General features: G+C 62.6%; 18 protein-coding genes. 11 read left to right on the forward strand and 7 right to left on the reverse strand.

From position 1 onward, the window contains the following. Positions 1–60 precede the first annotated feature (60 nt). The 3 genes from PQG80_RS20535 (at position 61) to PQG80_RS20545 (ending at position 5,835) form a co-directional block, all read left to right on the forward strand. The gene (locus tag PQG80_RS20535) at positions 61–1,698 is read left to right on the forward strand and encodes an extracellular solute-binding protein (RefSeq protein ID WP_271753411.1); all 1,638 of its coding nucleotides are present in this window, start codon (positions 61–63) and stop codon (positions 1,696–1,698) included. Positions 1,699–1,834: 136 nt separating this feature from the next. Further along, positions 1,835–3,862, forward strand: a complete 2,028-nt coding sequence (locus PQG80_RS20540) for a right-handed parallel beta-helix repeat-containing protein (RefSeq protein WP_271753412.1) — start codon at positions 1,835–1,837, stop codon at positions 3,860–3,862. A 77-nt stretch (positions 3,863–3,939) separates the two neighbouring features. Next, complete coding sequence (locus PQG80_RS20545; protein WP_271753413.1) at positions 3,940–5,835, forward strand: beta-N-acetylhexosaminidase; 1,896 nt, start codon at positions 3,940–3,942, stop codon at positions 5,833–5,835. Positions 5,836–6,140: 305 nt separating this feature from the next. Here PQG80_RS20545 and PQG80_RS20550 read toward each other — a convergent pair whose 3' ends face one another. From PQG80_RS20550 to PQG80_RS20560, 3 genes are read right to left on the reverse strand one after another with little or no spacing between them, the layout of a single operon-like run. Next, a complete protein-coding gene (locus PQG80_RS20550) occupies positions 6,141–7,112 on the reverse strand; it encodes a formylglycine-generating enzyme family protein (RefSeq protein ID WP_432432787.1) in 972 nt (323 codons plus the stop codon). A gap of 57 nt (positions 7,113–7,169) precedes the next feature. Then, complete coding sequence (locus tag PQG80_RS20555; RefSeq protein WP_271753414.1) at positions 7,170–7,712, reverse strand: chromate transporter; 543 nt, start codon at positions 7,710–7,712, stop codon at positions 7,170–7,172. 23 nt (positions 7,713–7,735) lie between these two features. Further along, positions 7,736–8,335 (reverse strand): chromate transporter, encoded by a 600-nt coding sequence (locus PQG80_RS20560; RefSeq protein ID WP_271753415.1) that lies wholly within the window; start codon positions 8,333–8,335, stop codon positions 7,736–7,738. A 224-nt stretch (positions 8,336–8,559) separates the two neighbouring features. On the opposite strand from PQG80_RS20560, the gene PQG80_RS20565 reads away from it, so the two are divergent. Further along, positions 8,560–9,753 (forward strand): ROK family transcriptional regulator, encoded by a 1,194-nt coding sequence (locus tag PQG80_RS20565; RefSeq protein ID WP_271753416.1) that lies wholly within the window; start codon positions 8,560–8,562, stop codon positions 9,751–9,753. 132 nt (positions 9,754–9,885) lie between these two features. Here the strand turns inward: PQG80_RS20565 and PQG80_RS20570 are convergent, their stop codons facing one another. Continuing rightward, a complete protein-coding gene (locus PQG80_RS20570) occupies positions 9,886–11,055 on the reverse strand; it encodes an epoxide hydrolase family protein (protein WP_271753417.1) in 1,170 nt (389 codons plus the stop codon). A gap of 163 nt (positions 11,056–11,218) precedes the next feature. Continuing rightward, positions 11,219–11,773: a helix-turn-helix domain-containing protein gene (locus tag PQG80_RS20575; protein ID WP_271753418.1), complete on the reverse strand. Its 555-nt coding sequence runs from the start codon at positions 11,771–11,773 to the stop codon at positions 11,219–11,221. A 149-nt stretch (positions 11,774–11,922) separates the two neighbouring features. Between PQG80_RS20575 and tdh the strand changes: the two genes are divergently transcribed. The 4 genes from tdh (at position 11,923) to PQG80_RS20595 (ending at position 17,712) form a co-directional block, all read left to right on the forward strand. Then, a complete protein-coding gene (gene tdh / locus PQG80_RS20580; protein WP_271753419.1) occupies positions 11,923–13,008 on the forward strand; it encodes an L-threonine 3-dehydrogenase in 1,086 nt (361 codons plus the stop codon). Positions 13,009–13,010: 2 nt separating this feature from the next. Then, positions 13,011–14,186 carry a glycine C-acetyltransferase gene (locus PQG80_RS20585; protein ID WP_271753420.1) on the forward strand — a complete coding sequence of 392 codons (1,176 nt, stop codon included), beginning with the start codon at positions 13,011–13,013 and terminating at the stop codon, positions 14,184–14,186. A gap of 225 nt (positions 14,187–14,411) precedes the next feature. Continuing rightward, a complete protein-coding gene (locus PQG80_RS20590; protein ID WP_271753421.1) occupies positions 14,412–15,365 on the forward strand; it encodes an aldo/keto reductase family protein in 954 nt (317 codons plus the stop codon). A 247-nt stretch (positions 15,366–15,612) separates the two neighbouring features. Beyond that, positions 15,613–17,712: a YheC/YheD family protein gene (locus PQG80_RS20595; RefSeq protein WP_271753422.1), complete on the forward strand. Its 2,100-nt coding sequence runs from the start codon at positions 15,613–15,615 to the stop codon at positions 17,710–17,712. Positions 17,713–17,767: 55 nt separating this feature from the next. Here PQG80_RS20595 and PQG80_RS20600 read toward each other — a convergent pair whose 3' ends face one another. Next, a complete protein-coding gene (locus tag PQG80_RS20600; protein ID WP_271753423.1) occupies positions 17,768–19,933 on the reverse strand; it encodes an S-layer homology domain-containing protein in 2,166 nt (721 codons plus the stop codon). Then, complete coding sequence (locus PQG80_RS20605; RefSeq protein WP_271753424.1) at positions 19,920–21,020, reverse strand: YheC/YheD family protein; 1,101 nt, start codon at positions 21,018–21,020, stop codon at positions 19,920–19,922. Before PQG80_RS20605 ends, PQG80_RS20600 begins: the two co-directional genes overlap by 14 nt. Before the next feature lie 260 nt (positions 21,021–21,280). Between PQG80_RS20605 and PQG80_RS20610 the strand changes: the two genes are divergently transcribed. Genes PQG80_RS20610 through PQG80_RS20620 form a run of 3 tightly spaced genes read left to right on the forward strand, consistent with a single transcriptional unit; the run spans position 21,281 to position 22,723 of the window. Further along, complete coding sequence (locus PQG80_RS20610) at positions 21,281–21,763, forward strand: DUF2975 domain-containing protein (RefSeq protein ID WP_271753425.1); 483 nt, start codon at positions 21,281–21,283, stop codon at positions 21,761–21,763. A 10-nt stretch (positions 21,764–21,773) separates the two neighbouring features. After that, positions 21,774–21,992 (forward strand): helix-turn-helix domain-containing protein, encoded by a 219-nt coding sequence (locus tag PQG80_RS20615; RefSeq protein WP_271753426.1) that lies wholly within the window; start codon positions 21,774–21,776, stop codon positions 21,990–21,992. After that, entirely contained in the window at positions 21,989–22,723 is a 735-nt protein-coding gene (locus tag PQG80_RS20620; RefSeq protein WP_271753427.1) for a class I SAM-dependent methyltransferase, read from the forward strand. Before PQG80_RS20615 ends, PQG80_RS20620 begins: the two co-directional genes overlap by 4 nt. The last annotated feature ends 36 nt before the right edge of the window (positions 22,724–22,759 follow it).

Raw genomic sequence — 22,759 nt, forward strand, 5'->3', positions numbered from 1 at the left:
TAAGAAATTTTAACGATATAAATTTTTATCCTATAATCGTCAAAGGGAGGATTCATACACATGGTTAAAAAAATCGCGACAGTCGCGACCGGCCTGGCTTTGTCCGCGGCCTTGCTCGCCGGATGCGGCGGCAACGACAATGAAAACAATCGGGCTTCCCCGGCGGCGTCCGCCTCCGGCGCGTCGCAGGACGCTTCCGCGGCGGCCGACAACCCGTACAAGGATCCGATGGAGATCTCGGTCGCGTTCTGGGACGCCGATGCCGAGATCGCCAAGATCGCCAAGGACCCGATCGCCCAGGAAGTGCTTCAGAAATTCAATGTCAAGCTTAAGGCCGTCAATACGACCTGGGACGATTACGCGCAGAAAATCCAGATGTGGGCGGCGTCGGACCAGCTGCCGGACATCTTCGCGATCGACGCGATCGGCACCCAGTACCAGCGCAAGTGGGTCGATCAGGGCGTCGTCAAGGCGCTGCCGGATCTCGCCAAGTATCCGAATCTCGCCGCGTACTTCGAAGCGCCGGACATCAAGGGGCTGAGCGTGGACGGCAAGTACTATACGGTGCCGCGGAGAATGTTCCCGAGCGTCGACTGGAGCGCGCTCGACCGCGTCGTGCTCTACCGCTGGGATCTCGCCCAGAAGGCCGGCGTCACCAAGGAGCCCGAGACTTGGGACGAATTCAAGTCCATGCTCGAAGCGATCACGAAGGCGGATCCGGAGGGCAAGCATATCGCGGGCCTCACGACGACGCAGAACAAGCTGATCGGCGGCCTTTTCTGGCTATACGGCAACCCGGTCGCCACGAGCGACGGCAGCGGCAGCGACTTCAAGTGGATCGAGGAAGACGGCCGGCTCGTCCCGGCGGTGTTCTCCAAAAAGGCGCTGCCCGCGCTGCAAAATATGCGGGACATGTACGACAAGGGCCTGATCGATCCGGACATCGCGCTCGCCAAGGGGTCCGATTCGTACGATAAATTCGTGTCCGGCAAGGCGGCGGCCCTCCTCAGCGGCGGCGGCTTCATCAACTTCAACGGCGATATCTACGAGAAGCGCTGGAAGACCGCGTATCCGGATACGGACATCGCGCGGAGCGTCAAGGTGCTCAAGCCGCTCGTCGGTCCGGACGGCGAACGCTCGCACGCGATCTTCAAGACCTACTGGTCGGAGAGCTACTTCAGCAGCAAGGTCGACGACAAGAAGATGGACCGCATCATGGCGCTGTACGACTACATTCTGTCGCCCGAAGGCAAGGATCTGCTGGTCTACGGCAAAGAAGGCGTGGACTATAAGGTCGAAGGCGGCAAAAAGGTCATGATCGAAACGGCCTCGTTGAACGAAAAGTATCCGGCCCGCAACTTCCTGAGGCAGTTGGTCGCCTACGAGACGTCGGACAGCTACAACATGGACAATCCGCTCATCGCGAACGAGTCGATCCGCAAGGAAGCCGTCGATTATATCGATTGGGTGCTTCAAAACACGAAGCTGCCGTCGTACGACATCCGTCTGACCTACATGTCCACGCCGACCAAGGACAAGTTCACCGTCCTCGACCAGGACGACCTGCTCAAGGTCATGCTGTCCAAGGACCCGGTCGAGCAGGCCTGGAACGACATCCTGAAAAGCTACAAGGCCAAGGGCCTCGACAAGATGATCGAGGAAGTGAACGCGAAGGCCAAGGAAGAGGGGATCCGGTAATTCCGTCTTGAGCGTGCCGGGCCCTGCCGGACCCTGCACCCGATTCGATCGGCTTCCGAGGCGGCCGCTTGCAAGCGAAGGGTTGTCCGGAAGCTGTTCGTCTCTTACACGCACCGAATCCTAAGGAGGAATATTCATGAAAGCGCAACATTGGATGTACGGTCTCGTCATTCTTTTTGCTTGTCTCTTCGTGAACGGTACGGCGCATGCGGATAACAAGACGTATTATGTAGATGCGACGGCGGGCAGCGACGGCAACACCGGACTGTCGCAGACGGCAGCCTGGAAGACGCTGGCCAAGGTGAACGCGACGACGTTCGGCCCCTGCGACCGGATTCTGCTGAAGGCGGGGCAGACGTGGACGGGCACGCTGCAGCCGAAGGGCTCGGGCGCGGCCGGCAGCCGGATCGCGCTGGACAGGTACGGTACCGGCGCGGATCCGCGCATCGACGGCCAGGGGGCGAATGCGGCCGTCCGGCTCTACAATCAGGAATACTGGAGCATCGGCCATCTGGAGATTACGAATCGGACCGCCGCGCAAGGCGCGACCGCCCGCAGCGGCGTGCTCGTCATCGGCGAGGACTACCAGGCAGGCGCCTCGAGCGATATTGTCAACGTCGCCGTGCTGCGCGACATTCACCTGCACGACCTGTACATCCATGACGTCAACGGCCTGCACAGCAAGACGGTCAACGGCAGCGCGGGCATCAACGTCGTCGTGCGGGCCAGGTCCGACGGCTCGCCGAACCGCGTCACCAAGTTCGACCAAGTGCTAATCGAGAACAACAAGGTGGAGAATGTCACCCGCACCGGCATCATGGTCAACTCCGAATGGTACGACCGCGATCAGCAGGGCGGCGTCCGCAACGCGAACCGGCCGTGGACGCCCGCGACGAACGTGGTCATCCGGGGCAACCAGGTGCTCCACGTCAGCGGCGACGGCATCGTCCCGCACGTGTCGACCGGCGCGCTCGTCGAGCATAACCGCGTGGACGGCTACAACGAGGCGCAGGTTGACTACAATGCGGGCATGTGGACGTACAACGGCGATTACACCGTCTATCAGTATAACGAGGTATCCGGCGGCAAGACGATCAAGGACGGCATGTCCTTCGATTTCGACAACGGCACGAAGGGGCTCGTCTTCCAATACAACTACAGCCACGACAACGAGGGCGGTACGGTCCTCATCTGCCAGAACGAGACGGGCGGCTCGGTGACGGACGGCGTCTTCCGCTACAACATCAGCCAGAACGACAAGTATCAGATGATCACCGTGTGTAGCGGGGCGAATTACGGCAATATGCAATTTTACAACAACGTCTTCTACGTCGGTTCAGGCCTCTCGAACAATCTGCTGGTGAACCAGGGAGGCAACGGCGGCGCGTCGTTCAAGAATAACATCTTCTACAATCTGGGCTCGGGCGGCTATACGAAAAAGACGACTTGGACGTATGACAGCAACTTGTTCTATGGCAACAACGTGCCGTCAGCGTCCGTCATTCCCGACGCGGGCATGCTCACGTCCAATCCGCTGTTCGTTAACCCGGGGAGCGGGACGGGGATCGGCGCGCTGGACGGCTACAAGCTGCAGGCCGCCTCACCGGCCATCGACCGCGGCGTCGCCGTCGCATCCAACGGGGGCAAGGACTTCTGGGGCAATACGCTCTACGTCCAGAAGCCGGATCGCGGCGCGTTCGAGCATCCGTCGGTCGTGAACGCGGCGGCGGGCAAGACGCCGACCTCGGGCAGCTTCGTCAACAATGCCGCCTACGCGACGGATGGCGCGGCAGGAGACAGGAACCTGTACGCGGGACTGGATCAGGGGCTGCAGTACGCGCAGATCGACCTGGGCGCGAGCTATGCCGTGAACCGCGTCAAGCTGTGGCGCTTCTATGACAACCGGATTTACAAGGACGTCATCGTGCAGCTGTCGACGACGGCCGACTTCTCGTCGGGCGTGACGACGGTGTTCAACAACGACGTGAACAACAGCTCGGGGAAAGGCGCGGGCACGGACGCCGAGTATGCCGAGACGGCGGCCGGCAAGGAGATCGTCTTCAACCCCGTAACGGCGCGCTACGTGCGGCTCTGGTCGAACGGCAGCAGCGTCAACGCATGGAATCACTACGTGGAAGCGCAGGTATACGGCATCCCGCTCTAGGGCGGCGTTGCGATGAACGCGAGGATGCTGCAGCGGTCGGGCGGCATCCTCCTATTATTTATGGGAGGGAATAGAAAATGGATCTTCGCATTCAAGCGCTCGGACTGAGCGAGACGCAGCTGTCGGCCGTCTCGGAGGTGGCCGGCGATCTGAACGTCCGTCTCGAAGAGGGCGGCCTGCCGGTTCGCTGGACGAAGGGAGGACGGAGCATCCGCATACGGTTCGATGGGCGGCAGGGGGCGATCGAGTACGGGCAGGATCACCAGTTCATACGCGCGCTCGGACGCTTCGCGGAGCTCGTCAAGCGCGGCGAGCCGTTCGAGATCGCAGAGACGCAGGCGTACGACAGCCTTGGGTTCATGGCGGATTGCTCCCGCAATGCCGTGCTGCACACGGAGGGCTGCAAAGCGCTGATCCGCAAGCTGGCGCTCATGGGCTACCAGGCGCTGCAGCTCTATACGGAGGATACGTACGAGCTGGCGGAGTACCCGTACTTCGGCTATATGCGCGGACGCTATTCGGGCGAGGAGCTGCGGGAGATCGACCGCTACGCCGGTCTGTTCGGCATCGAGCTGGTGCCCTGCATCCAGACGCTAGCCCATCTGGGCACTGCGCTCAAATGGCAGTCGCATGCGCATCTCGTGGACTGTCAGGATATTCTGCTGATCGACGAACCGCGGACGTACGAGCTGATCGACCGCATGTTCGCCTTCATGGCGGAGCACGTGGCGAGCCGCAGGATCAACATCGGCATGGACGAAGCGCATATGATGGGACTCGGCAAGTATCTGGACAAGCACGGGTACCGGGACCGGTCCGAGCTCATGCTGAAGCACTTCGGCAAAGTAATGGAGATCGCGCGCCGGTACGGCTACCGGCCCATGATGTGGAGCGACATGTTCTTCCGGCTGGCGAGCGCTGGCGAATACTACGACGCGGACAGCCCGATCCGGGCGGACGTGGCGGAGATGATCCCGGACGACGTGACCCTCGTCTATTGGGACTATTACTCGGAGTCGCCGGAACGGTACGACGGCATGCTGCGCAAGCACAAGCATCTCGGCGAGCGGATCGCGTTCGCGGGCGGCGCTTGGAAGTGGATGGGATTCGCCCCGAACAACCGGTTCAGCCGCCATGTCGGCCTTCTGGCGCATGAGAGCTGCCGGAAGAACGGAATAAGGGAAGTGCTGATGACCGCGTGGGGGGACAACGGCGCCGAAGCATCCGTCTTTGCCGTGCTGCCCGTCCTGCAGCTGTGGGCGGAGTTGTGCTATGCGGGCCGGTCCGATGAGGACTACCTCCGCGTCCGCTTCAGGACCTGCGCGAACGGCGACTACGACGACTTCATGGATATGGACGCGGCCAACCTCGTGCCGGGCAACGATGCGCCGGGCGGCTGCTCGGTGAATCCGGCCAAGTACCTGCTGTATCAGGACATCCTGTGCGGCCTGTTCGACAAGCACGTGATCCCTTCGGCGTACGCCGAGCATTTCGGGCGCTGCGCAGCGCGCATGGCGCAGGCGGCGGGCCGCAATCCGGCTTGGCGCGCGCTGTTCGAGACGCAGGCCTCGCTGTGCCGCCTGTTGGAGCTCAAGTGCGAGGCGGGTCTGCGCATCCGGGACGCCTACCGGCGCGGAGACCGGGCGACGCTCGCGCGGTTCGCCGGGGAGACGCTGCCCGAGCTGGCGGATAGAGCCGGCCGGTTCATCGACGCCTATCGCGAGCAATGGGACCGGGAGAACCGAATCTTCGGTTTGGATGTATTCGACCTGCGCATGGGCGGACTCCTGCAGCGCATCCGAACGGCCGCGCGTCGGCTGGGGGGGTACGCCTCTGGCGAGCTGGCGCGATTGGAGGAGCTGGAGCAGGAGATCTTGCCGTTCGACGGCATGGCGGACGAGAGGGAGCCGAGACCGACCAGCGCCAATCTGTGGCATACGATCGCGACCCCTTCCGTCATTGCGGGGGTGTGATGGGGGGTTAACGGGCGACAGCGCAGTTTCGGGGAGGCCTCTGAGAAAGCCGGTTTGAAGCGAAAGGTACAGTCCCATTGGCAGCAGGGGCTGTACCTTTTTTTGCTCGTTAGCCGTGTAAGCGCAAATTGTGCTGCTACAGCCTCCGCAGCGCCCCTCGCCAGGCGCGTAAGCGCAAATTGTGCCGCTACAGCCTTCGCAACGACGCTCATCAGCCGTGTAAGCGCAAATTGTGCTGCTACAGTCTCCGCAGCGACGCTCGCCAGGCGCGTAAGCGCAAATTGTACTGCTACAGCCTCCGCAGCTCAGTGCGATTGCGCGACCCGGAACCCGCAGTTGCCGCCGGAGCTGTCGGGCGTATTGGAACTCCGTGCGGCGACCCGGTAACGGTTGCAGTACGACCGGTGGCAGAGATACGACCCGCCACGAATCGAACGCTTGCCCGTAGGGTGGTCGAATCTCGGGTTCGCCTGGGCCGTGACGGCGTGATAGGCGGGCGTGAACCAGTCCGCGCACCATTCCCATACGTTGCCGGCCATATTGTATAGGCCGTAGCCGTTGGGCTCGTACGCATGGACGGGCGCGGTGCCCGCATACCCGTCGCTCTCGCTGTTTTTCACCGGAAACTTCCCCTGCCAGATGTTGCAGCGGTGCCGGTCGCCCTCCTTGAGCAGGTCCCCCCACGGATAGGTCTTGCGGGCAAGGCCGCCTCTGGCCGCGTATTCCCACTCCGCTTCGGTCGGGAGTCGCTGGCCGGACCAGCGGCAGTAAGCATCCGCATCGTGCCAGGATACGTGGATGACCGGATGATCCATCCGGTCGCCGATGCCTGTGCCGGGTCCTTCCGGCATCGACCAGCTCGCGCCGTTCACGACATGCCACCATGGGGTCGATTGAGGCACGTCGGTCACGGACGGTCGGATGTCGTCCGGCACAAATAGGTGAAACACGTAGGACCAGCCGAACCGCTCCGCCTCCGTGACGTACCCGGTATCGTCGACGAACGCCTTGAACTGGGCGTTGGTGACCGCATAGGCGGAGATGCGGAAGCCGTCGACGCGCACGATGCGAGGCGGGCCTTCGCCATCGGCGGGAAAGCCGTCGGCCGCGTCCGTGCCCATAACGAATTCTCCGCCGGGGATAAGCATCATATCCGGCTCGAGCTCCGGCCGCGCAGAGGCGCGTACGGTGACGGCCTCCGCCGGCGTCCCTAAGGAGGCTGCGGATTCGAGAGACGTTCTTCGTGCTGCGCAACAAGCGCTTGCGGAATGTTCCAAGGGGACGGCTCCTTCCTATTACGAGAGAGATATAGCTGGCGACCGGAGGCCGGCCGGCTAGCCGTAGAGCGCGATGCCGACCAGACCGGATAGAATGATCACGACGAACGGATGCTTGTGCAGATAGACGAGCGCGAACAGGGAGCCGGCGAAAATCGCGAGCTGGCACCCTGTCCGCCAGTCGGGCGCAACCGTCACCATGCCGGCATGCTGCGCGAACGAAACGGCCGCGTAGACGATCATGCCGACGACGACCGCCCGCAGCCCGTAAAAGGAAGCGGTCAGCCACCGGTTGTCCCGGTAGCGGAAAAATAGCTTGCCGGCCGCTAGGATCAGGACGAACGAAGGCAGCACGACCGCGGCGGCGGCCGAGGCGGCGCCCAGCCAGCCGGCTTCGCGATAGCCGACGGCGACCGCGATGTTGGTCGCGATCGGCCCCGGGGACATGCCGGCGACCGCGACGATGTCGGCGAGCTGGCCTGGCTCCATCCAGCCGCGGCGGTTCAGCACTTCCTCCTGAATCAACGGGATCATCGCGTAGCCGCCGCCGAAGGAGACGAGGCCGACGAGAAAAAACATGGCGAATAAGCTCATCAGCATGTCCGCAACCTCATTTGCTCAGATTATATCATGTAATCGAAAACGGGTTCTTTTTCCTTGATCTCCGTGCTCTTGCCTGCGAGGGCGCGGAGCTGCACCAGAGCGATGCCCGCCGCGGCGCCCAGCGCGACGATCCATAGCGGGTGGAGGCCGGTGAACAGCAAAAGCGCGGCGGCCGCGGCGAGCGCGCCCGAAGCGAAATCCGCGATCGAAGAGCGGGCGACCTTGATCGCCGCAAACGCGATCAGCGCCGCGACCGTCGCCCGGATCGCGGTGAAGGCGGCCTCGATCTTCGGATTGTCTCTGAGTTGGACGTAAAAAATCGACAATACGATCATGAGCGCGAAGGTCGGCAGGCAGATGCCGAGCAGCGCGGCGATCGCGCCGGGCACGCCGGCGATCCTGTAGCCGATGAAGGCGGCCGAATTGACGGCGACGGCTCCCGGCACGGTTCCCGAGACCGCGAATATATCGGCGATCTCTTCTCCGCGCAGCCACCGTTTTTTCTCGACGACTTCCCGTTCGATCGCCGGGATCAGCGCATAGCCGCCGCCGAACGTAAAGGGGCCCATTTTGAGAAACGCGAGGAAAAGCGAGAGGGGGAGCTTTCGTTTTTCAGTCATGTCGATGCCTCCTGTCTTCAACAGTATAGCATCTTAATTCCAAAATGGAATAAAGTAATGGATAAATGGGTTATAACTTCTTCTTATGGACTATATAACGTCTAACTTAATTTCAAATTGGCATTAAACCGAGCGGAGGACCGCGGTATAGCCCGCCTGAGAGCGATTCGATATAATAAGAGAATTGATGAAGCCGAACCAACCAGCGAGGATGTGCCCTGTTCATGAATCCTGACGGCAGACTGCCCACGTCCAAGGAATTGATCTATCGCCATATCGCCGAGCAGGGCGTCGCCTCCAAGGCCGAACTGCTGGACCGCTTCCGCATCCCGAGCAGCACGCTTACCCGCACGCTCGAGGAGATGACCGCGGACGGACTGATCCAGGCTTCGGGGCTAGGTCCTTCCAGCGGCGGACGCAGGCCGATTCTGTACGAGACGAATCCCGCATACGGCTACTTTTTCGGGCTGGAGATCTCCCGGTTCCATTCCTCGCTCGGTTTTTTCGACGTCCGCATGAACCCGATGTCGTTCACCCGCTGGCGCATGGACGAGGCGATGACGCCGGACAAGCTGATCGCGCACGTCGCGCAGACGGTCAAGGCCATTCTGTACGACCACAAGATCGAGCCCGGCCAGGTCAGGGGCATCGGCATCGGCGCCGTCGGCCCGCTGGACCGCGAGCGAGGTGCCGTCCTTCGGCCGCTATACTTTGCGGCGCCCGGCTGGCAGGATGTTCCGATCTGTCGCATGGCCGAGGAGGCGACCGGCTTCGCAGCTCGGCTGGAGAACGGCGCGAACGCGGCGCTCATGGGCGAGCGCTGGGCGCTCCGGGAATCTCAACCGCAGCATATGCTGTACGTGCATGCCGGAGTCGGGCTGCGGTCCGCCCTGATGTCGAACGGAGCCGTCGTCCACGGCTCGATCGATATGGAGGGGGCCGTGGGACAGATGATCGTCCAGGCGGACGGCCCGCGGCTGCAGGAGGGAGGCAACTTCGGCGCCCTGGAGGCATACGCCTCCATACAGGCGCTGGAGAAGCAGGCGCGGTCGCTCGCCAAGCTGGGCGGGGGCTGGGCGGAGCGGCTGCGGCTGGCGCCGGAGCAAATCCGCTACGAAGACCTGCTGCAGGCGCTGCGTCAGGGCTATCCGCCGGCGGTCGAGCTATTCGACCGGGCTGCCGCTTATCTGGGCATCGGACTTGCGAACATGATCAATCTGTTCCATCCGGAGACCGTCATCCTGGGCGGTTCATTGATCTACGCGGATGAGCGCTTTTACCGGACCGCGATCGATGCCGCGCGCCAGAACGTTTATTACTATCCTGCGTATCAGCCGGTCTTCACCAAAGGCGAGCTGCGCGAGGACGCCGTCGCCACGGGCGCCGCGCTGATGATGTGGAGGAGCATGGAGATTTAAGACGGCTGCGACCGGTAGGAGCGAGAAACGACGAAAAGACCGCGATAGACGAACGGGGTTATGCCCCGGGCGTCGTCGCGGTTTTTACTTTTACTCATATTGGCCGGCATCTCTTAACCCAAGCGCTCGCCGTCAGCGGCGAAGTGATCCGAAAAACGTCCGCAGGTCGCCCGTCAGCGCCGCCGGTTGATCGTAAGCCGCGAAGTGCGTGCCCCGCTCGAACTCGGACCAGTGAACGATGTTCGTGTTGTCCCGCTCGGCGAATCTGCGGATCGACTTGAAGTCGTCGCCGAATACGGCGAGTCCGGTCGGCACGCCGTTCGGTCCTTGCGCCGGCGCCTCGGCATCGTGCGCATTCTCGTAGTACAGCCGCGTGGAGGATTCCGCCGTGTTCGTCAGCCAGTAGATGGACGCATTGGTCAACAGCGCATCGCGGCCGATGGCGTCGACGTGGTCGCCGAAGCCGTTGAACATCTCCGCGATCCAGCTCAGCTGGCCAGCCGGCGAATCGGTCAGCCCGTAGGAGAGCGTCTGCGGACGGGTGGACTGGATGGCGTTGAACCCGGCCCGCTCGTGGAAGTTCGCCAGGAACTGGAGCCTGCGGCCGTCCTCCTCGGAGAGATCCGCCATCTCGGCGGGATCGCCGGACGGGAACGAGAACAGCTGGAGGACATGCAGTCCGATGAGTCCTTCGGACCGCCGCAGGCCCATCTCGCGGGAGACGAGCGCCCCGCAGTCGCTGCCGTGAACGCCGTATAGCTCATAGCCCAGGCGCCGCATCAGCTCCGGCCAGGCCCTGGCGATCCGGGCGATGCTCCATCCGGCATCCAGCGCCGGCCCGGAGAATCCGAAGCCCGGCACGGAGGGAATGACGAGGTGGAAGGCGTCCGCAGGATCGCCGCCATGGCTGCGCGGGTCGCTGAGCGGTCCGATGACGTCCAGGAACTCGGCGATCGAGCTGGGCCACGCATGGGTTAGCAGCAGCGGGAGCGCGTCCGGTTCGGGCGAGCGGACGTGAAGGAAGTGAATGTGCGCGCCGTCGATCTCCGTCGTGAATTGCGGGTAGGCGTTGATCCGCGCTTCGTGCTCGCGCCAGTCGTAGCCGTGCTGCCAATAGTCGGCCAGCGCTTTGACGTAATCGAGCGAGACGCCGTATTTCCATTCCGCCCCGTTCAGGGCGTTCGGCCAACGGGTGCGGGACAAGCGGTAGGCGAGATCGTCCAGGTCGGCTTGCGGGATTTCCACGCGGAATGGGCGGATGGCTGCTTCGTTTGCGTATGCGGCTTCTTTCGTTTCGTACATTTTGGTTGTCCTCCTCGTTATCTTCCGTTGTTCGATCAACCTTACATCCTTATGATAGTACAGGGTTTCTGACAACAGTCTGTCAGGAAGAGGGGGCCGGTCGCGGTAAAATTAAAAAAAGGCCGCGCTCGCCGGAAATTCCGGTAAGCGGGCCTGCCTGCCATCATGAAGGGTAATGGATGAGCGTAATATAAGAAGTGACTTGATCCGTATTGTTCCGGTACGCATGCGGTTGATCCGCCGGGAAGCGCACGGCGTTGCCCGCCCCGATCGCGTAAGTCTCGCCGTCGACCTCCACCTCCAGCGAGCCGCCCGTCACGACGATATATTCCTCGACGTCTTCGTTGTGCGGCTCCGACTCGTGGCTGCATCCCGGGTCCATGCGGACCGCATAGATCTCGAAGCCTTTGCGCTGATCGTAAGGAAACATCGGGAACGCGCGGTAAGCCCCGTCCTCCTCTTCGAACGCTTCGAGCCGTTCCGTTTCGACGACCGTTACTTCCGTTTTGCTCTCCTCGATTAACGAGGTAAACGAAATTTTTAATCCGTTCACGATTTTCCAGAGCACGGAGATCGTCGGATTGGAATCTCCCCGCTCGATCTGGCCGATCATCGCTTTGCTCACGCCCGTCAGCTCGGCCGTCTGATCCAGGCTGAGACCGCGCGATTTGCGCACGGCTTGCAGGTTTTTTCCGACCTTTTTGTGAATCGCGTCCATCGCAGCCACCCGTATCCCGTTATTTTCTTTCCATTATACCGGACGGCGGCAGAATATAAACCTTCAATAATGAATTGTACAATATATAATACGAATGTATAATATATTGTACGAAGCGAGTTTGATTCTGAGTGAGGGTGTGGATGAGAATGCGGGAACGTACCATGCTCGGGCTGGTTAAAGCGAACCGGGGGCCGGGCGCGGCGTTGATGGAAGTGCCGGTACCGGTCCCCGGTCCGGACGAAGTACTGGTCAAGGTGAAAGCGTCTTCGATCTGCGGCACGGATCTGCATATTTACAATTGGGACGCCTGGGCGGAGGGCGCCGTCGTCACGCCGAACGTGTTCGGACACGAGTTCGCAGGCGTCGTCGAAGCCGTCGGCGAACGGGTGACGAGCGTCAAGGCCGGCGACCGCGTATCCGGCGAAGGTCATATCGTATGCGGCAACTGCAAGGCCTGCCGCACGGGCAACGCGCATGTCTGCGCCCGCACGCGCAGCTTCGGCATCTCCGCGCCGGGCTGCTTCGCCGAGTATGCCATACTGCCGGCGAGCAACGTCATTCACAACCGGCCGGAGATGCCGTTCGAGCTGGCCTGCCTGCAGGACCCGCTCGGCAACGCCGTGCAGACGGTCCTCGCCGGCGACATCGTCGGCAGGTCCGTCGCCGTGATCGGCACGGGCGCCATCGGACTGATGGCGATCGCCGTAGCGAGGGCTTGCGGCGCAGGCAAGATCATCGCCGTCGACGTACGCGCCAACCGGCTGGAGATGGCGGGGCGGATGGGTGCGGATGCGCTCGTGAACAGCGCGGAGCAGCCGTTGGCCGAAGCGATCCGCGCGCTCACGGACGGAGAAGGCGCCGAGGTCGTGCTCGAGATGTCCGGCCATCCGGCGGCCATCCGCAGCGGATTCGAGGCGGCGGCGAGCGCGGGCCGCGTCTCGCTGCTCGGCATCCCGACGGACGACGTTCCGTTGAACCTGGCCCGCCATCTTATTTTCAAGGGAATCAGCGTCCAGGGCATCACCGGCCGCCGCATGTACGAGACCTGGTACCAGATGAAGGGACTGCTCGATACCGGCGCGCTGCGGCTGGACGGACTCGTCACGCATACGTTCACGCTGGACCGCTACGAGGAAGCCTTCGAGCTGGTGAAGTCCGGCAACTGCGGCAAGGTCGTGTTCCTCCACGAACAACGCGAAGACATCAGACCATATGAAGGAGTCGGGAACTAGAGATGGCTAACCTGGACTATTTATCGGCGGAGCTCGATCAGCTCAAGGCGGACGGCAGATACCGGCCGCTGACGGAATGGGAGGGCGGCTCGGGCAGCTGGATGAAGCTAGGCGGCCGCCGCGTGCTGCAGCTGTCCTCCAACAACTATCTCGGATTGACCGAGCATCCCGAGCTGAAGCGGGCCGCCATCGAGGCGATCGAGACCTACGGCGTCGGGAGCGGCTCCGTCCGCACGATCGCCGGCACGCTCGGCATCCACGGCGAGCTAGAGCGGGAGCTGGCGGCTTTCAAGGGCACGGAGGCGACGCTCGTATTCCAGTCCGGCTTCGCGACGAACTCGGGCATTCTCGGTTCGATCCTCGGGCCGGACGACGTCGTCATCAGCGACGCGCTTAACCACGCGAGCATCATCGACGGCATCCGCCTGACCAAGGCGAGCCGCAAAGTATACGCGCACAAGGATCTGGACCAGCTGGAGCAGGCGCTGAAGGAGAGCGCGTCGTACCGCGCCCGGCTCATCGTCACGGACGGCGTGTTCAGCATGGACGGCGACATCGCGCCGCTGCCGGACATCGTCGCGCTCGCGGAGCGGTACGATGCGGCCGTCTACGTGGACGACGCGCACGCCAGCGGGGTGCTCGGACGCTGCGGCAAGGGCTCGACCGACCACTTTGGCCTGCATGGGCGGGTACACATCCAGGTCGGCACGCTGTCCAAGGCGATCGGCGTATCGGGCGGCTACATGGCGGGCTCCGCGCTGCTGAAGGACTATCTGATCCACAGGGCGCGCTCCTTCCTGTTCAGCACGTCGCAGACGCCTGCCGTGGCGGCCTCGTGCCTGGCCGCGGTCCGGGTCCTCGGGCGCAGCCCGGAGCTGATCGAGCGGCTGTGGAGCAACGCGAACTACTGCCGGGGCCGGCTCCAGGCGCTCGGATTCGACTGCGGCATGAGCGAGACGCCGATCATCCCGATCATCGTCGGCACGCCTGCCGATACGATGCGGTTCTCCGACGCGCTGCTCGCCGAGGGCGTCTTCGCGCAGGGCATCGTCTATCCGACGGTCGCGATGGACAAGGGCAGGGTCAGGTTGATCGTGACGGCGTCCCATACCCGGGAGGATCTCGACTTCGCGATCGGCGCGCTGGAGCGAACGGGCCGGCGCTCGGGATTGATCTGAGGAGGCCGCAGGCGAGCCGCGCGTGCGCCATATACGAGCTGCGCTTGTACGGAGCATGAACGGCGCACGAACAGCGCACGAACCGAGCATGAACGGCGCACGAACCGAGCATGAACCGCGCATGAACCGCGCATGAACCGCGCATGAACCGCGCACGTAGCGCGAATGTCGCCGCCGCCGGCCGAATAGGATAGGAGGAATCCTATCGGCTGAGGGGGAATGGGCTTGGAATACCGGAAATTGGGCGCCACCGGACTAAAGGTCAGCGAGATCAGCTTGGGCAGCTGGCTTACGTTCGGGGGATACGTCGGGAAAGAGACGGCCCGGCAGCTCGTGACGAAGGCTTACGATTCGGGCATCAACTTTTTCGACACGGCCAATGTGTACATGAACGGCGAGGCGGAGCGGGTTGTGGGCGAGGCGCTCGCGCGGATTCCCAGATCCGCCTACGTGCTGGCGACTAAGGTCAGGGGACCAATGGGCGACCTGCCGAACCAGCAAGGCCTCTCCCGCAAGCATATCTTCGAGCAATGCGACGCATCGCTGAGGCGGCTGGGCGTCGAATACATCGACCTGTATTATTGCCATTATCCGGACGCGGAGACGCCGATGGAGGAGACGTACAGAGCGATGGACGATCTGGTCAGGCAAGGCAAGATTCTGTACGTCGGCATCAGCAACATGTCCGCCGCGGACATCGAGCGGGCCGTAGCCGTCGTCGACAAGCTCGGCCTGCGCCCGATCGCCGCCAATCAGCCGCTGTACAACATGTTCGCGCCGGGGATCGAGCCGGAGATCCTGCCCTTGTGCGACCGTCACGGCATCGGGCAGGTCGCGTATTCGCCGCTTGCGCAGGGCGTCCTCGCCGGCAACTTCAAGTCCGTCGCCGACGTGCGGTCCTCCAACCGGGCGGCCGACGGCAACGGAAGCGAAGCCGTACGGTCCTGGCTTAAGGAGGAGTACGTCCACCAGGCGCGGACGCTGCAGGAGATGGCCGCCGACTTCGGCCTGACGCTCTCCCAGCTCGCGCTCGCCTGGACGCTGCGCCATCCGCAGGTCTCGAGCGCCATCGTAGGCGCCAGCAGGCCCGAGCAGGTGGAGGAGAACGTCCGCGCGTCCGGCGTACGGCTGTCCGAGGCGCAGTGGGCGGAGTTCGAGGCGGTGCTGGGCCGCCGTTAATCGCGTTACGGAGGCTGCAGGCCGCTCACGGCTCGGCGGCGGCTAGGGTACCGACAGGAGTTCTTTGCTTCCGCGCCGATCGCGCGGGAGCCGGAGAACTCCTTTTTGCGTCGTCGTCGGTTCCTCCGGCGGCCGGCCGGGTAAAAATGGATCATTGCCCGCCTCGAATATACGGATACCGGACGATGATTTATATTGTAAAATAAATCGTCGAGTACGCGATACATAGCGAAGGGGGACGATCACCATGGAGATCGGCATATACAGTCCCGTCGATCCGGTACGCCATATGCCGCGCGAGCGGACCGAAGCCTTGCTGCGGGCCGCGGAGGCGAGAGGGGCGAGCCTCGTCTTTTTCGACGACGACGCGATCGATCTCGAGCAGAACGCGGTCGACGGTCTGGTCTACGCGTCCGAAGGGTGGGTGACGAGGAGGACCGGCATCCCTCCCGCGGTGCTCAACGACTCTCCGCTGCCGCCCGAGCGGCAATCGGACAAGGCCCGGCGACTCGCGGAGCGGACGGCGATGACGACCCGCCTGATCCACGGCAAATACGCAGTGTACGGCATGCTGAGGGAATCCCCCGCGCTGTCCGGGCTGATCATGCCGACGGAGCGGATGACGGAAGCGGGTGCGGCCATGCCCTTCCTGCGCTTGCACGGCCGTATCGTCGTGAAGCCCGACGACGGCAGACAGGGAACCTCGGTCGTAGGCGTCTCCCTGGACGGAGAGAACGCCCTGTGGCAGGAAGGCCGCGAGGTCATTCGCGTCGACGAAGCCGAGTTGATGCGCCGGCTGAACCGTCTGTCGCAGTCCGGGCCGTTCATCATGCAGCCGTATCAGGCTTGTCTGACGGCGGCGGGAGAGCCGTTCGACTTCAGGGTACACGTGCAGCGGGACGGCGACGGACGATGGAGCCTGACGAAGGTCTATCCGCGGGTCGGCGAGCCGGGTACGATCGTCAGCAATCTCGCCCGGGGCGGAGGAACGGTAGAGCTGGCGGCCTTTTTGCGGCGGGAGTTCCCCGAGAGCCACCCTTTTATCGCAGGACATCTCGCGCAGCTCGGCCTGGAGATCGCGTCGTATCTGGACGGCTGTTATCCGTACGATCTGGACGAGCTCGGCATCGATCTGGCGATAGACGGCGACGGGCGGACGTGGTTCTATGAAGCGAATACGAGTCCGCAGACCCGCGATCACGAGCGGGAGCGCGCTTCCGCCGCGATCTCCTATGCGATCCGCCTTGCCGGGGGTTCGGCGCGGGGCGGAGCCGAGGAGCGGCAGGCGACAGCGGGCGTTTCGACGGACAGGCTGACCGTAGGCATGCTCGTCGGCATACAGGTCGACCAGAGCTTCATGGAGGCGTGCGCCTCCATCGCGCTGCTGCACGGCGCGGACTTTTTCTACTTTCATCCGAAAAACGTAAACGTCGAAGACCGTACCATCCGGGGGCGGGTATTCGAAGGCGGCGCCTGGAAAAAGCGGACCTGTCCCTATCCCGACGTCGTCTACGACCGGTTCAAGCGGAGGGGCGTCGCCGAATACGAGCAGCTATACGTGGCGCTGGACGCGCTGCCGTTCACCCATCTCCTCCGCAGCGGCTCGATGAGCAAGGAGCGCGTATACCAATGGATGCAGGACCATCCTGCGCTGGCCGATTCCGTCATTCCGTATACTTCGGTACAGGACGCCGGCACGATGTCCGCGTTCGTGGACCGGCACCGGACGATCGTGATGAAGCCATCCGTCGGTTCTCACGGGAAAAGCATCATCATGATCGAACGGACGGACGAGGGCGAGTACCTGCTGTTCGACCAGCAGTTCCTGCATCGACTGAATGCCCGCGAGTTCCGGACGTTTCTCGAGATGTACGGCGGTCAGGGCTACGTCGCGCAGCGGTTCGTTCGCAGCGTGACGAAGGAAGGCTATCCGTTTCACCTGAGGGTTCATCTGATGCGGAACGGGGAGAACGAGTGGGAAATCGTGTTCGTGCAGCCGTTCCTGTCGCTGTCCTCCGGCTTGCACGCGACCAACCACGCGGAGACGCTGAGGCTGGCGAGCAAATGGGACTGGTTTCTGTCCAGTCAGTACGGGGAAGCGCCGGGGATGGAGATGGACCAGAAGGTACGGTATTACGGCCTGATGGCGGTGCGCCGCTTCGAGGCGGTCATGGGCAGCGCGTGCCACGAGATCGCGCTCGACATCGGCGTCGACGAAGCCCGGTCGCTGTGGCTGTTCGAAGCGAATTTCAACCAGATCGGCAATACGTTCCACGGCTTCGAAGCGGCCAGGTTCGCGATTCCTTACGCGTTGTATCTGGCAAAACAGAACAAGAGCCGGGCATAAGCCCGGCTCTTGTTCTGTTTTGCGGTGAACCGCGAATATGGCGGCAATAGCGGAATTAGTTGATCAGGCCGGCGCGCTGCAGCAGCTGCAGCAGCATGGCCGCGGTCTGCGAGCGGGTTCCCGACTCGCCGGATGCGATCCGGCCGTCGCCGCCGCCCTGGACGAGTCCGGCGCGCACCGCTGCGTCGACTTCGTCCCTGGCCCACGCGGACACGCTCGCCCCGTCGCTGAAGCGCTCGATGCCGGAGGCGCCCGTAGGCGAGTCCGACTGGGGAAGGCTCAGATGGTAGGCCTTCGCCGCCCGGACGAGGACGGCCGCCATCTGCTCGCGCGTGATGGGCTGGTCCGGCGCGAAGCGGTCGGACGAGATGCCCTTGAAGAGACCCGCGCTGATGGCGCTGCTCACGGCCTGCGCGTATGCGGCGCCGCCGGATACGTCTGCGAACGCGCCGGCCCCGCTGCTTGCGGACGGCGTATCCAAGCCCAGTGCGCGAACGAGCATGACGGCGAATTCCGCGCGGGTTACGGACGCGTCGGGCGCATAGGCGCCGTCCGTGCCCTCGGCGCCTTCGACGATCCTCTTGTTCGCCAGCGTCGTGATGGCCGACGAAGCCCAATGGCCCGCCGTGTCGTTGAAGCCGGACGCGCTGCGCTCGATCAGCATGAACGTGCCGTTGCGCGTCGTGTGAATCTCGGCCTTGCCGTCGGCGGTGAACCGGACCGGCACCGGATAAGCCTTGCCGTCCTCGATGATGACGCCCATAGCGTTCGCGTATTCGGTGACCGGACGGTCCAGCGGAATCGTCAGCGTCGCGAACCTGGCGTCGTAGAACGGCACGTCGACCTGCCGTCCGTCCGGCAGCCCTGCCGTGAGCTTGACGCTGTACGGCGCGCTGAGCGCCGCACCGCCAGCCAGGGCGCCCGCCGGTACGGAGGCGGCTGCTTCCTTGGTCATCGCGAGTCGCAGCTCGATCCGATCCGCGGTCACGCCGGCTCGCTCCGCCAATCCGGCGATGTCGAACGCCTCCGCCGGAACGCGCGCGCCCGCGGCGCCCGTCTCGATCGCCAGCACCGCCTGCTTGTCCGCCAGGGCGGCCATGGCGTCGCCGGGCAGCACGGCCAGCACTTGATCCACGCCGGTCAGGTCGGGCGTGACGATCGACACCTTGTCGCCGGGCTGCGCCTTGCCGGCCGCCGTCTTCACGCCTTCCGCCAGCAGGCGGATCGTAGCGGACCGCGCCTTGCCGTCGGCGCCCTTGGCGACCTGCAGCGAAGCCGAGTTCGGCGTCTGGTCGCTGCTGCGGACCGCGCTGATCAGCTGCTCGCCCGAGCTGCTCGAGCTCGGGGGGGTATAACTCGTCTGCGGCAGCGCCTTGACGACGATGTCGAAGACGCGGATTGCCGTGGCTTCGCCCAAGCGGACGGCTGCCGTCAGTTGCACCCCGGCGTCCGCGCCGACGGGACGCGTGACCGCGCCGGTGTCGCTGACCGTACCGATCGCGCTGCTCGTCCATGTCACGGTCGTGCCGCCAGTCCCTGCGGCGGGTAACGTCAAGTTTTGTGTCACATACATAGCAGTGTCGCCTGACGCGTATCCGATCACGAGCGCATCACGGGCGGCTGCGACGGCTTTTTGATCGGCGGTCTCCGTGATATGGAGCGTCACCTCGATCTCTTCGGTTTGTTTGGACTGGTCTTCGCCGTACATTTCGACAAAAGTGAAAGTGATTTCTTTTTCCGTTAAGTCAGCGGGCGGCGTGAACCTAAAGGTGCCGGTTGCGTTATCTAGAAGTTCGAGAACGCCTTTTGATGGTCCTTTAACGATCTTATAGAATACGTCGTCTGCTTCATCGACCTGTTTGTCGACGCTGCTCAGTCTTGCTACGATGGCTGTGTTTTTGGCGACGGTGAGGGAGGTCACGGCCTCATGCGGGATACCCTCCCCGCCGATGAGCGAGTCGTTCTGCTGCGCCGCTCCCAGCATATTCCGGAAGTGCATCAGCGAGTCGCCCTCATAGACCGGCAGCTGCGAAGCGGCCGCTTGGACCACGCTCGCGCTCGGCGCGACGGGGCTCTCTGCGTTCGCCTTGGCGGCATGTCCCGCTACGCCTGCCGTCAGCGAAGCGGCGAGCAGCGAGGCGTTCAGCAGCTGCAGGTAGGCCTTCGCCGCTTTTTGTTTTTTATTTTTCTTCCCTTGATGGCGTTCGTTATTTCTTTTCAATCCATTCACCCTTGTCATTAGTATTAAATGCGGAAGCGGTTGTCGTACGGCCCTGCTTGGCTAAATAAATCGTATAAGGAATCCCTAACTGTGCGGCTTCGAGCTCGACGTACATCGTGCCGAGCCGGTTCAGATTGACCTCGAACAGCCACATTTTCCCGCTCGCGTCGATGCCGAGGTCCAGTCCCATCTCCTGCAGCCTGTAGTCCAGCAAGCCTTGGTAATGCTCGGCGAATTGGATCGAGAATTCGCTCAGCTTCTTTTGGAACGAGACGAAGTCTTTTTTGCCCAGATCCAATTGATAGAAGGACTTCAGATCGGTGGTATGTCCTCCCGCGCTAATATTAGAGATCACGCCGCGACTCGAGCCGATCCGCGGGTACAGCTTGACGATGCCCCACTTGCCCTCGCCGTTCCTGGACAGATGGGCACGGATGTCGAACGGGTTGCCCTCGCGCGTCGCGCTCCGGATAAAGGGTTGTACCAAAAATCGTCCTCCGGCGTTCAGCGGCTCCGCTGCGAGCCATTCGAGCAGGCTCTCCTTGTCGGGATACGCCGTTTTTCTCCGGCCTAGCGTGACCTCGAACCCGGCGCCCGCGGTTCGTATGCAGAACAGTCCTTTACCCTGCGTTCCGGATACGGGCTTGACGACGATGTCGCGGTAACGGTGCAGCCAGCTCCCGATCTGCCCGGCGCCCGAGACGATGGCCGACGGAATCATATATTCGGCGAACAAGCCGTTCTCCATGATCTTGCGGTAAGTGATCAATTTGCTGCCTTTGTTAGCGGGCTTGTCCGTAGAGATTGGAATGTGCGCAAGCGCCTCGTATACCGGGCCGTACAGCTTGCCCATCCGGCAGGCGCGATCGTAGATCGCGTCGGGATAGTCGAAGATCCGGCTCACCCATTCGTTGTTTTCGACGGTATAGCCCTTTATTTTGCGGGCGGCGACATCGACGTCGTCCGGCACAAAATAAAAAAAGCCGACCCCGCTCAGCTTGGCGACCGAAGCGCAGGCGTATTTAAGCCGCGTCGCATTCGGGTGCTCGCACATCATCGCAATGGTCAACGTATCGTTAAGGCGCATAGGTTCCCCCTCGTGGTATCTGCAAAACTGTCGAACGGTGACGACAATTTTCCTGCATTTACTATTATAAGAGGGGCGGGCGCAATAAAAAAGAAAAGATTTACAGGTATATTATTCCTCCCGCAATCGAACGCCGCATGCTCGGAGGGAGTTTGTCGGTAACAACAATAATACATTCTTTAACGTTAATTATTTATTGCAAAACAATAAATACTATGCTAAAGTCATGATAAATCAAACGATAAGCGAGGGACATCTTTATGGAACGAGGAACCACATTGTTTTTGAAGGCTGCAGTCGTGCTGATCGGCATCCCGTTTCTTGCGCTGTGCGTCTTCGTGGTGCCGGAGATCGCCGATTTTATGGCGGAGCTGTATCCGGACCATACGTACTTGCGCTATTTCGTTTATGTGGATCTGTACGCGACGGCGATCCCGTTTTACTGGGCCCTGTATCAGTCGTTCAAGCTGATAGGCTTTATCGACAAGAACCAGGCCTTCTCGGAATTTGCCGTGCAGTGCCTGAAGCAGGTCAAGAACTGCGCGTTCGCCTTCGGCGGCTTGTACGTGCTCGGTTTGCCGCTTTTCTATCTGCTCGCGGAGAGGGACGATGCCCCGGGGATCATCCTGGTCGGCATGGTCGTCATTTTTGCGGCCTTGGTCATTGCGGTATTTGCCGCCGTCCTCCAGAAGCTGTTGAAGGAAGCGATCGACATTAAATCCGAGAACGATCTGACGGTCTGAGGTGAACCCCATGGCGATTATCATTAATATTGACGTGATGCTGGCGAAGAGGAAGATGAGCGTCACCGAGCTGTCGGAGCGGGTCGGCATCACGATGGCCAATCTGTCGATCCTGAAGAACGGGAAGGCGAAGGCGATCCGCCTGTCGACGCTGGAGGCGATCTGCAAGGCATTGGATTGCCAGCCCGGTGACGTGTTGGAGTACAGGAACGACGAGGAGGACGCATGAAGCAGAACAAATACGACGACGAGCGTTTTTTTGAAAATTACAGCCGCATGCCGCGATCGGTCGGCGGCCTGGGAGCGGCGGGCGAGTGGAGCGAGCTGCGAACGATGCTGCCGGAGCTGGCGGGCAAGCGATTGCTCGATCTGGGCTGCGGCTACGGCTGGCATGGCCGGTATGCCCGCGAGCAGGGGGCGAGGTCGGCGGTAGGCGTCGACCTCTCCGATAAAATGCTGGCGCGCGCCCGGGAGATGACCGACGATCCCGCGATCTCGTACGTGCGGGGCGGCATCGAGGACATCGACTTCGCGGACGGCGCGTTCGACGTCGTGCTGAGCTCGCTGGCGCTTCATTACGTGGCGGACTTCGGCGCGGTCTGCCGCGGCGTCCGCCGCTGGCTGGCGTCGGGCGGCGCCTTCGTGTTCACCGTCGAGCATCCGGTCTTCACGGCGCTCGCCGCGCAGGATTGGCATTACGGGCCGCAGGGGGAGAAGCTCCACTGGCCGCTGGACCGGTATCACGAGGCGGGGCCTCGAGTAGCCCGCTTCCTGGACCATGACGTGGTCAAGTACCATCGGACGGTGTCGGACTACGTGAACGCGCTGATCGATGCGGATTTCCGCATCGACCGGCTGTCCGAGCTGAGACCGACGCCCGACATGCTGCAGCAGCACCCCGAATGGGCGGACGAAGCCCGTCGGCCGATGTTCCTGCTGGTCGCGGCGGGGAAGGCTTAACGCGGGACAGTGTGGCAGCTTGCGCGAACTCTCATG

Source organism: Cohnella rhizoplanae (genome assembly GCF_948329515.1).
Taxonomy (GTDB): Bacteria; Bacillota; Bacilli; order Paenibacillales; family Paenibacillaceae; genus Cohnella; species Cohnella rhizoplanae.

Bases quoted from the DNA above. Each gene is read 5' to 3' on its own strand.
- PQG80_RS20535 (WP_271753411.1), top strand. From the start codon at position 61: ATGGTTAAAAAAATCGCGACAGTCGCGACCGGCCTGGCTTTGTCCGCG.
- PQG80_RS20540 (WP_271753412.1), top strand. From the start codon at position 1,835: ATGAAAGCGCAACATTGGATGTACGGTCTCGTCATTCTTTTTGCTTGT.
- PQG80_RS20545 (WP_271753413.1), top strand. From the start codon at position 3,940: ATGGATCTTCGCATTCAAGCGCTCGGACTGAGCGAGACGCAGCTGTCG.
- PQG80_RS20555 (WP_271753414.1), bottom strand. From the start codon at position 7,712: ATGCTGATGAGCTTATTCGCCATGTTTTTTCTCGTCGGCCTCGTCTCC.
- PQG80_RS20560 (WP_271753415.1), bottom strand. From the start codon at position 8,335: ATGACTGAAAAACGAAAGCTCCCCCTCTCGCTTTTCCTCGCGTTTCTC.
- PQG80_RS20565 (WP_271753416.1), top strand. From the start codon at position 8,560: ATGAATCCTGACGGCAGACTGCCCACGTCCAAGGAATTGATCTATCGC.
- PQG80_RS20570 (WP_271753417.1), bottom strand. From the start codon at position 11,055: ATGTACGAAACGAAAGAAGCCGCATACGCAAACGAAGCAGCCATCCGC.
- PQG80_RS20575 (WP_271753418.1), bottom strand. From the start codon at position 11,773: ATGGACGCGATTCACAAAAAGGTCGGAAAAAACCTGCAAGCCGTGCGC.
- tdh (WP_271753419.1), top strand. From the start codon at position 11,923: ATGCGGGAACGTACCATGCTCGGGCTGGTTAAAGCGAACCGGGGGCCG.
- PQG80_RS20585 (WP_271753420.1), top strand. From the start codon at position 13,011: ATGGCTAACCTGGACTATTTATCGGCGGAGCTCGATCAGCTCAAGGCG.
- PQG80_RS20595 (WP_271753422.1), top strand. From the start codon at position 15,613: ATGGAGATCGGCATATACAGTCCCGTCGATCCGGTACGCCATATGCCG.
- PQG80_RS20605 (WP_271753424.1), bottom strand. From the start codon at position 21,020: ATGCGCCTTAACGATACGTTGACCATTGCGATGATGTGCGAGCACCCG.
- PQG80_RS20610 (WP_271753425.1), top strand. From the start codon at position 21,281: ATGGAACGAGGAACCACATTGTTTTTGAAGGCTGCAGTCGTGCTGATC.
- PQG80_RS20615 (WP_271753426.1), top strand. From the start codon at position 21,774: ATGGCGATTATCATTAATATTGACGTGATGCTGGCGAAGAGGAAGATG.
- PQG80_RS20620 (WP_271753427.1), top strand. From the start codon at position 21,989: ATGAAGCAGAACAAATACGACGACGAGCGTTTTTTTGAAAATTACAGC.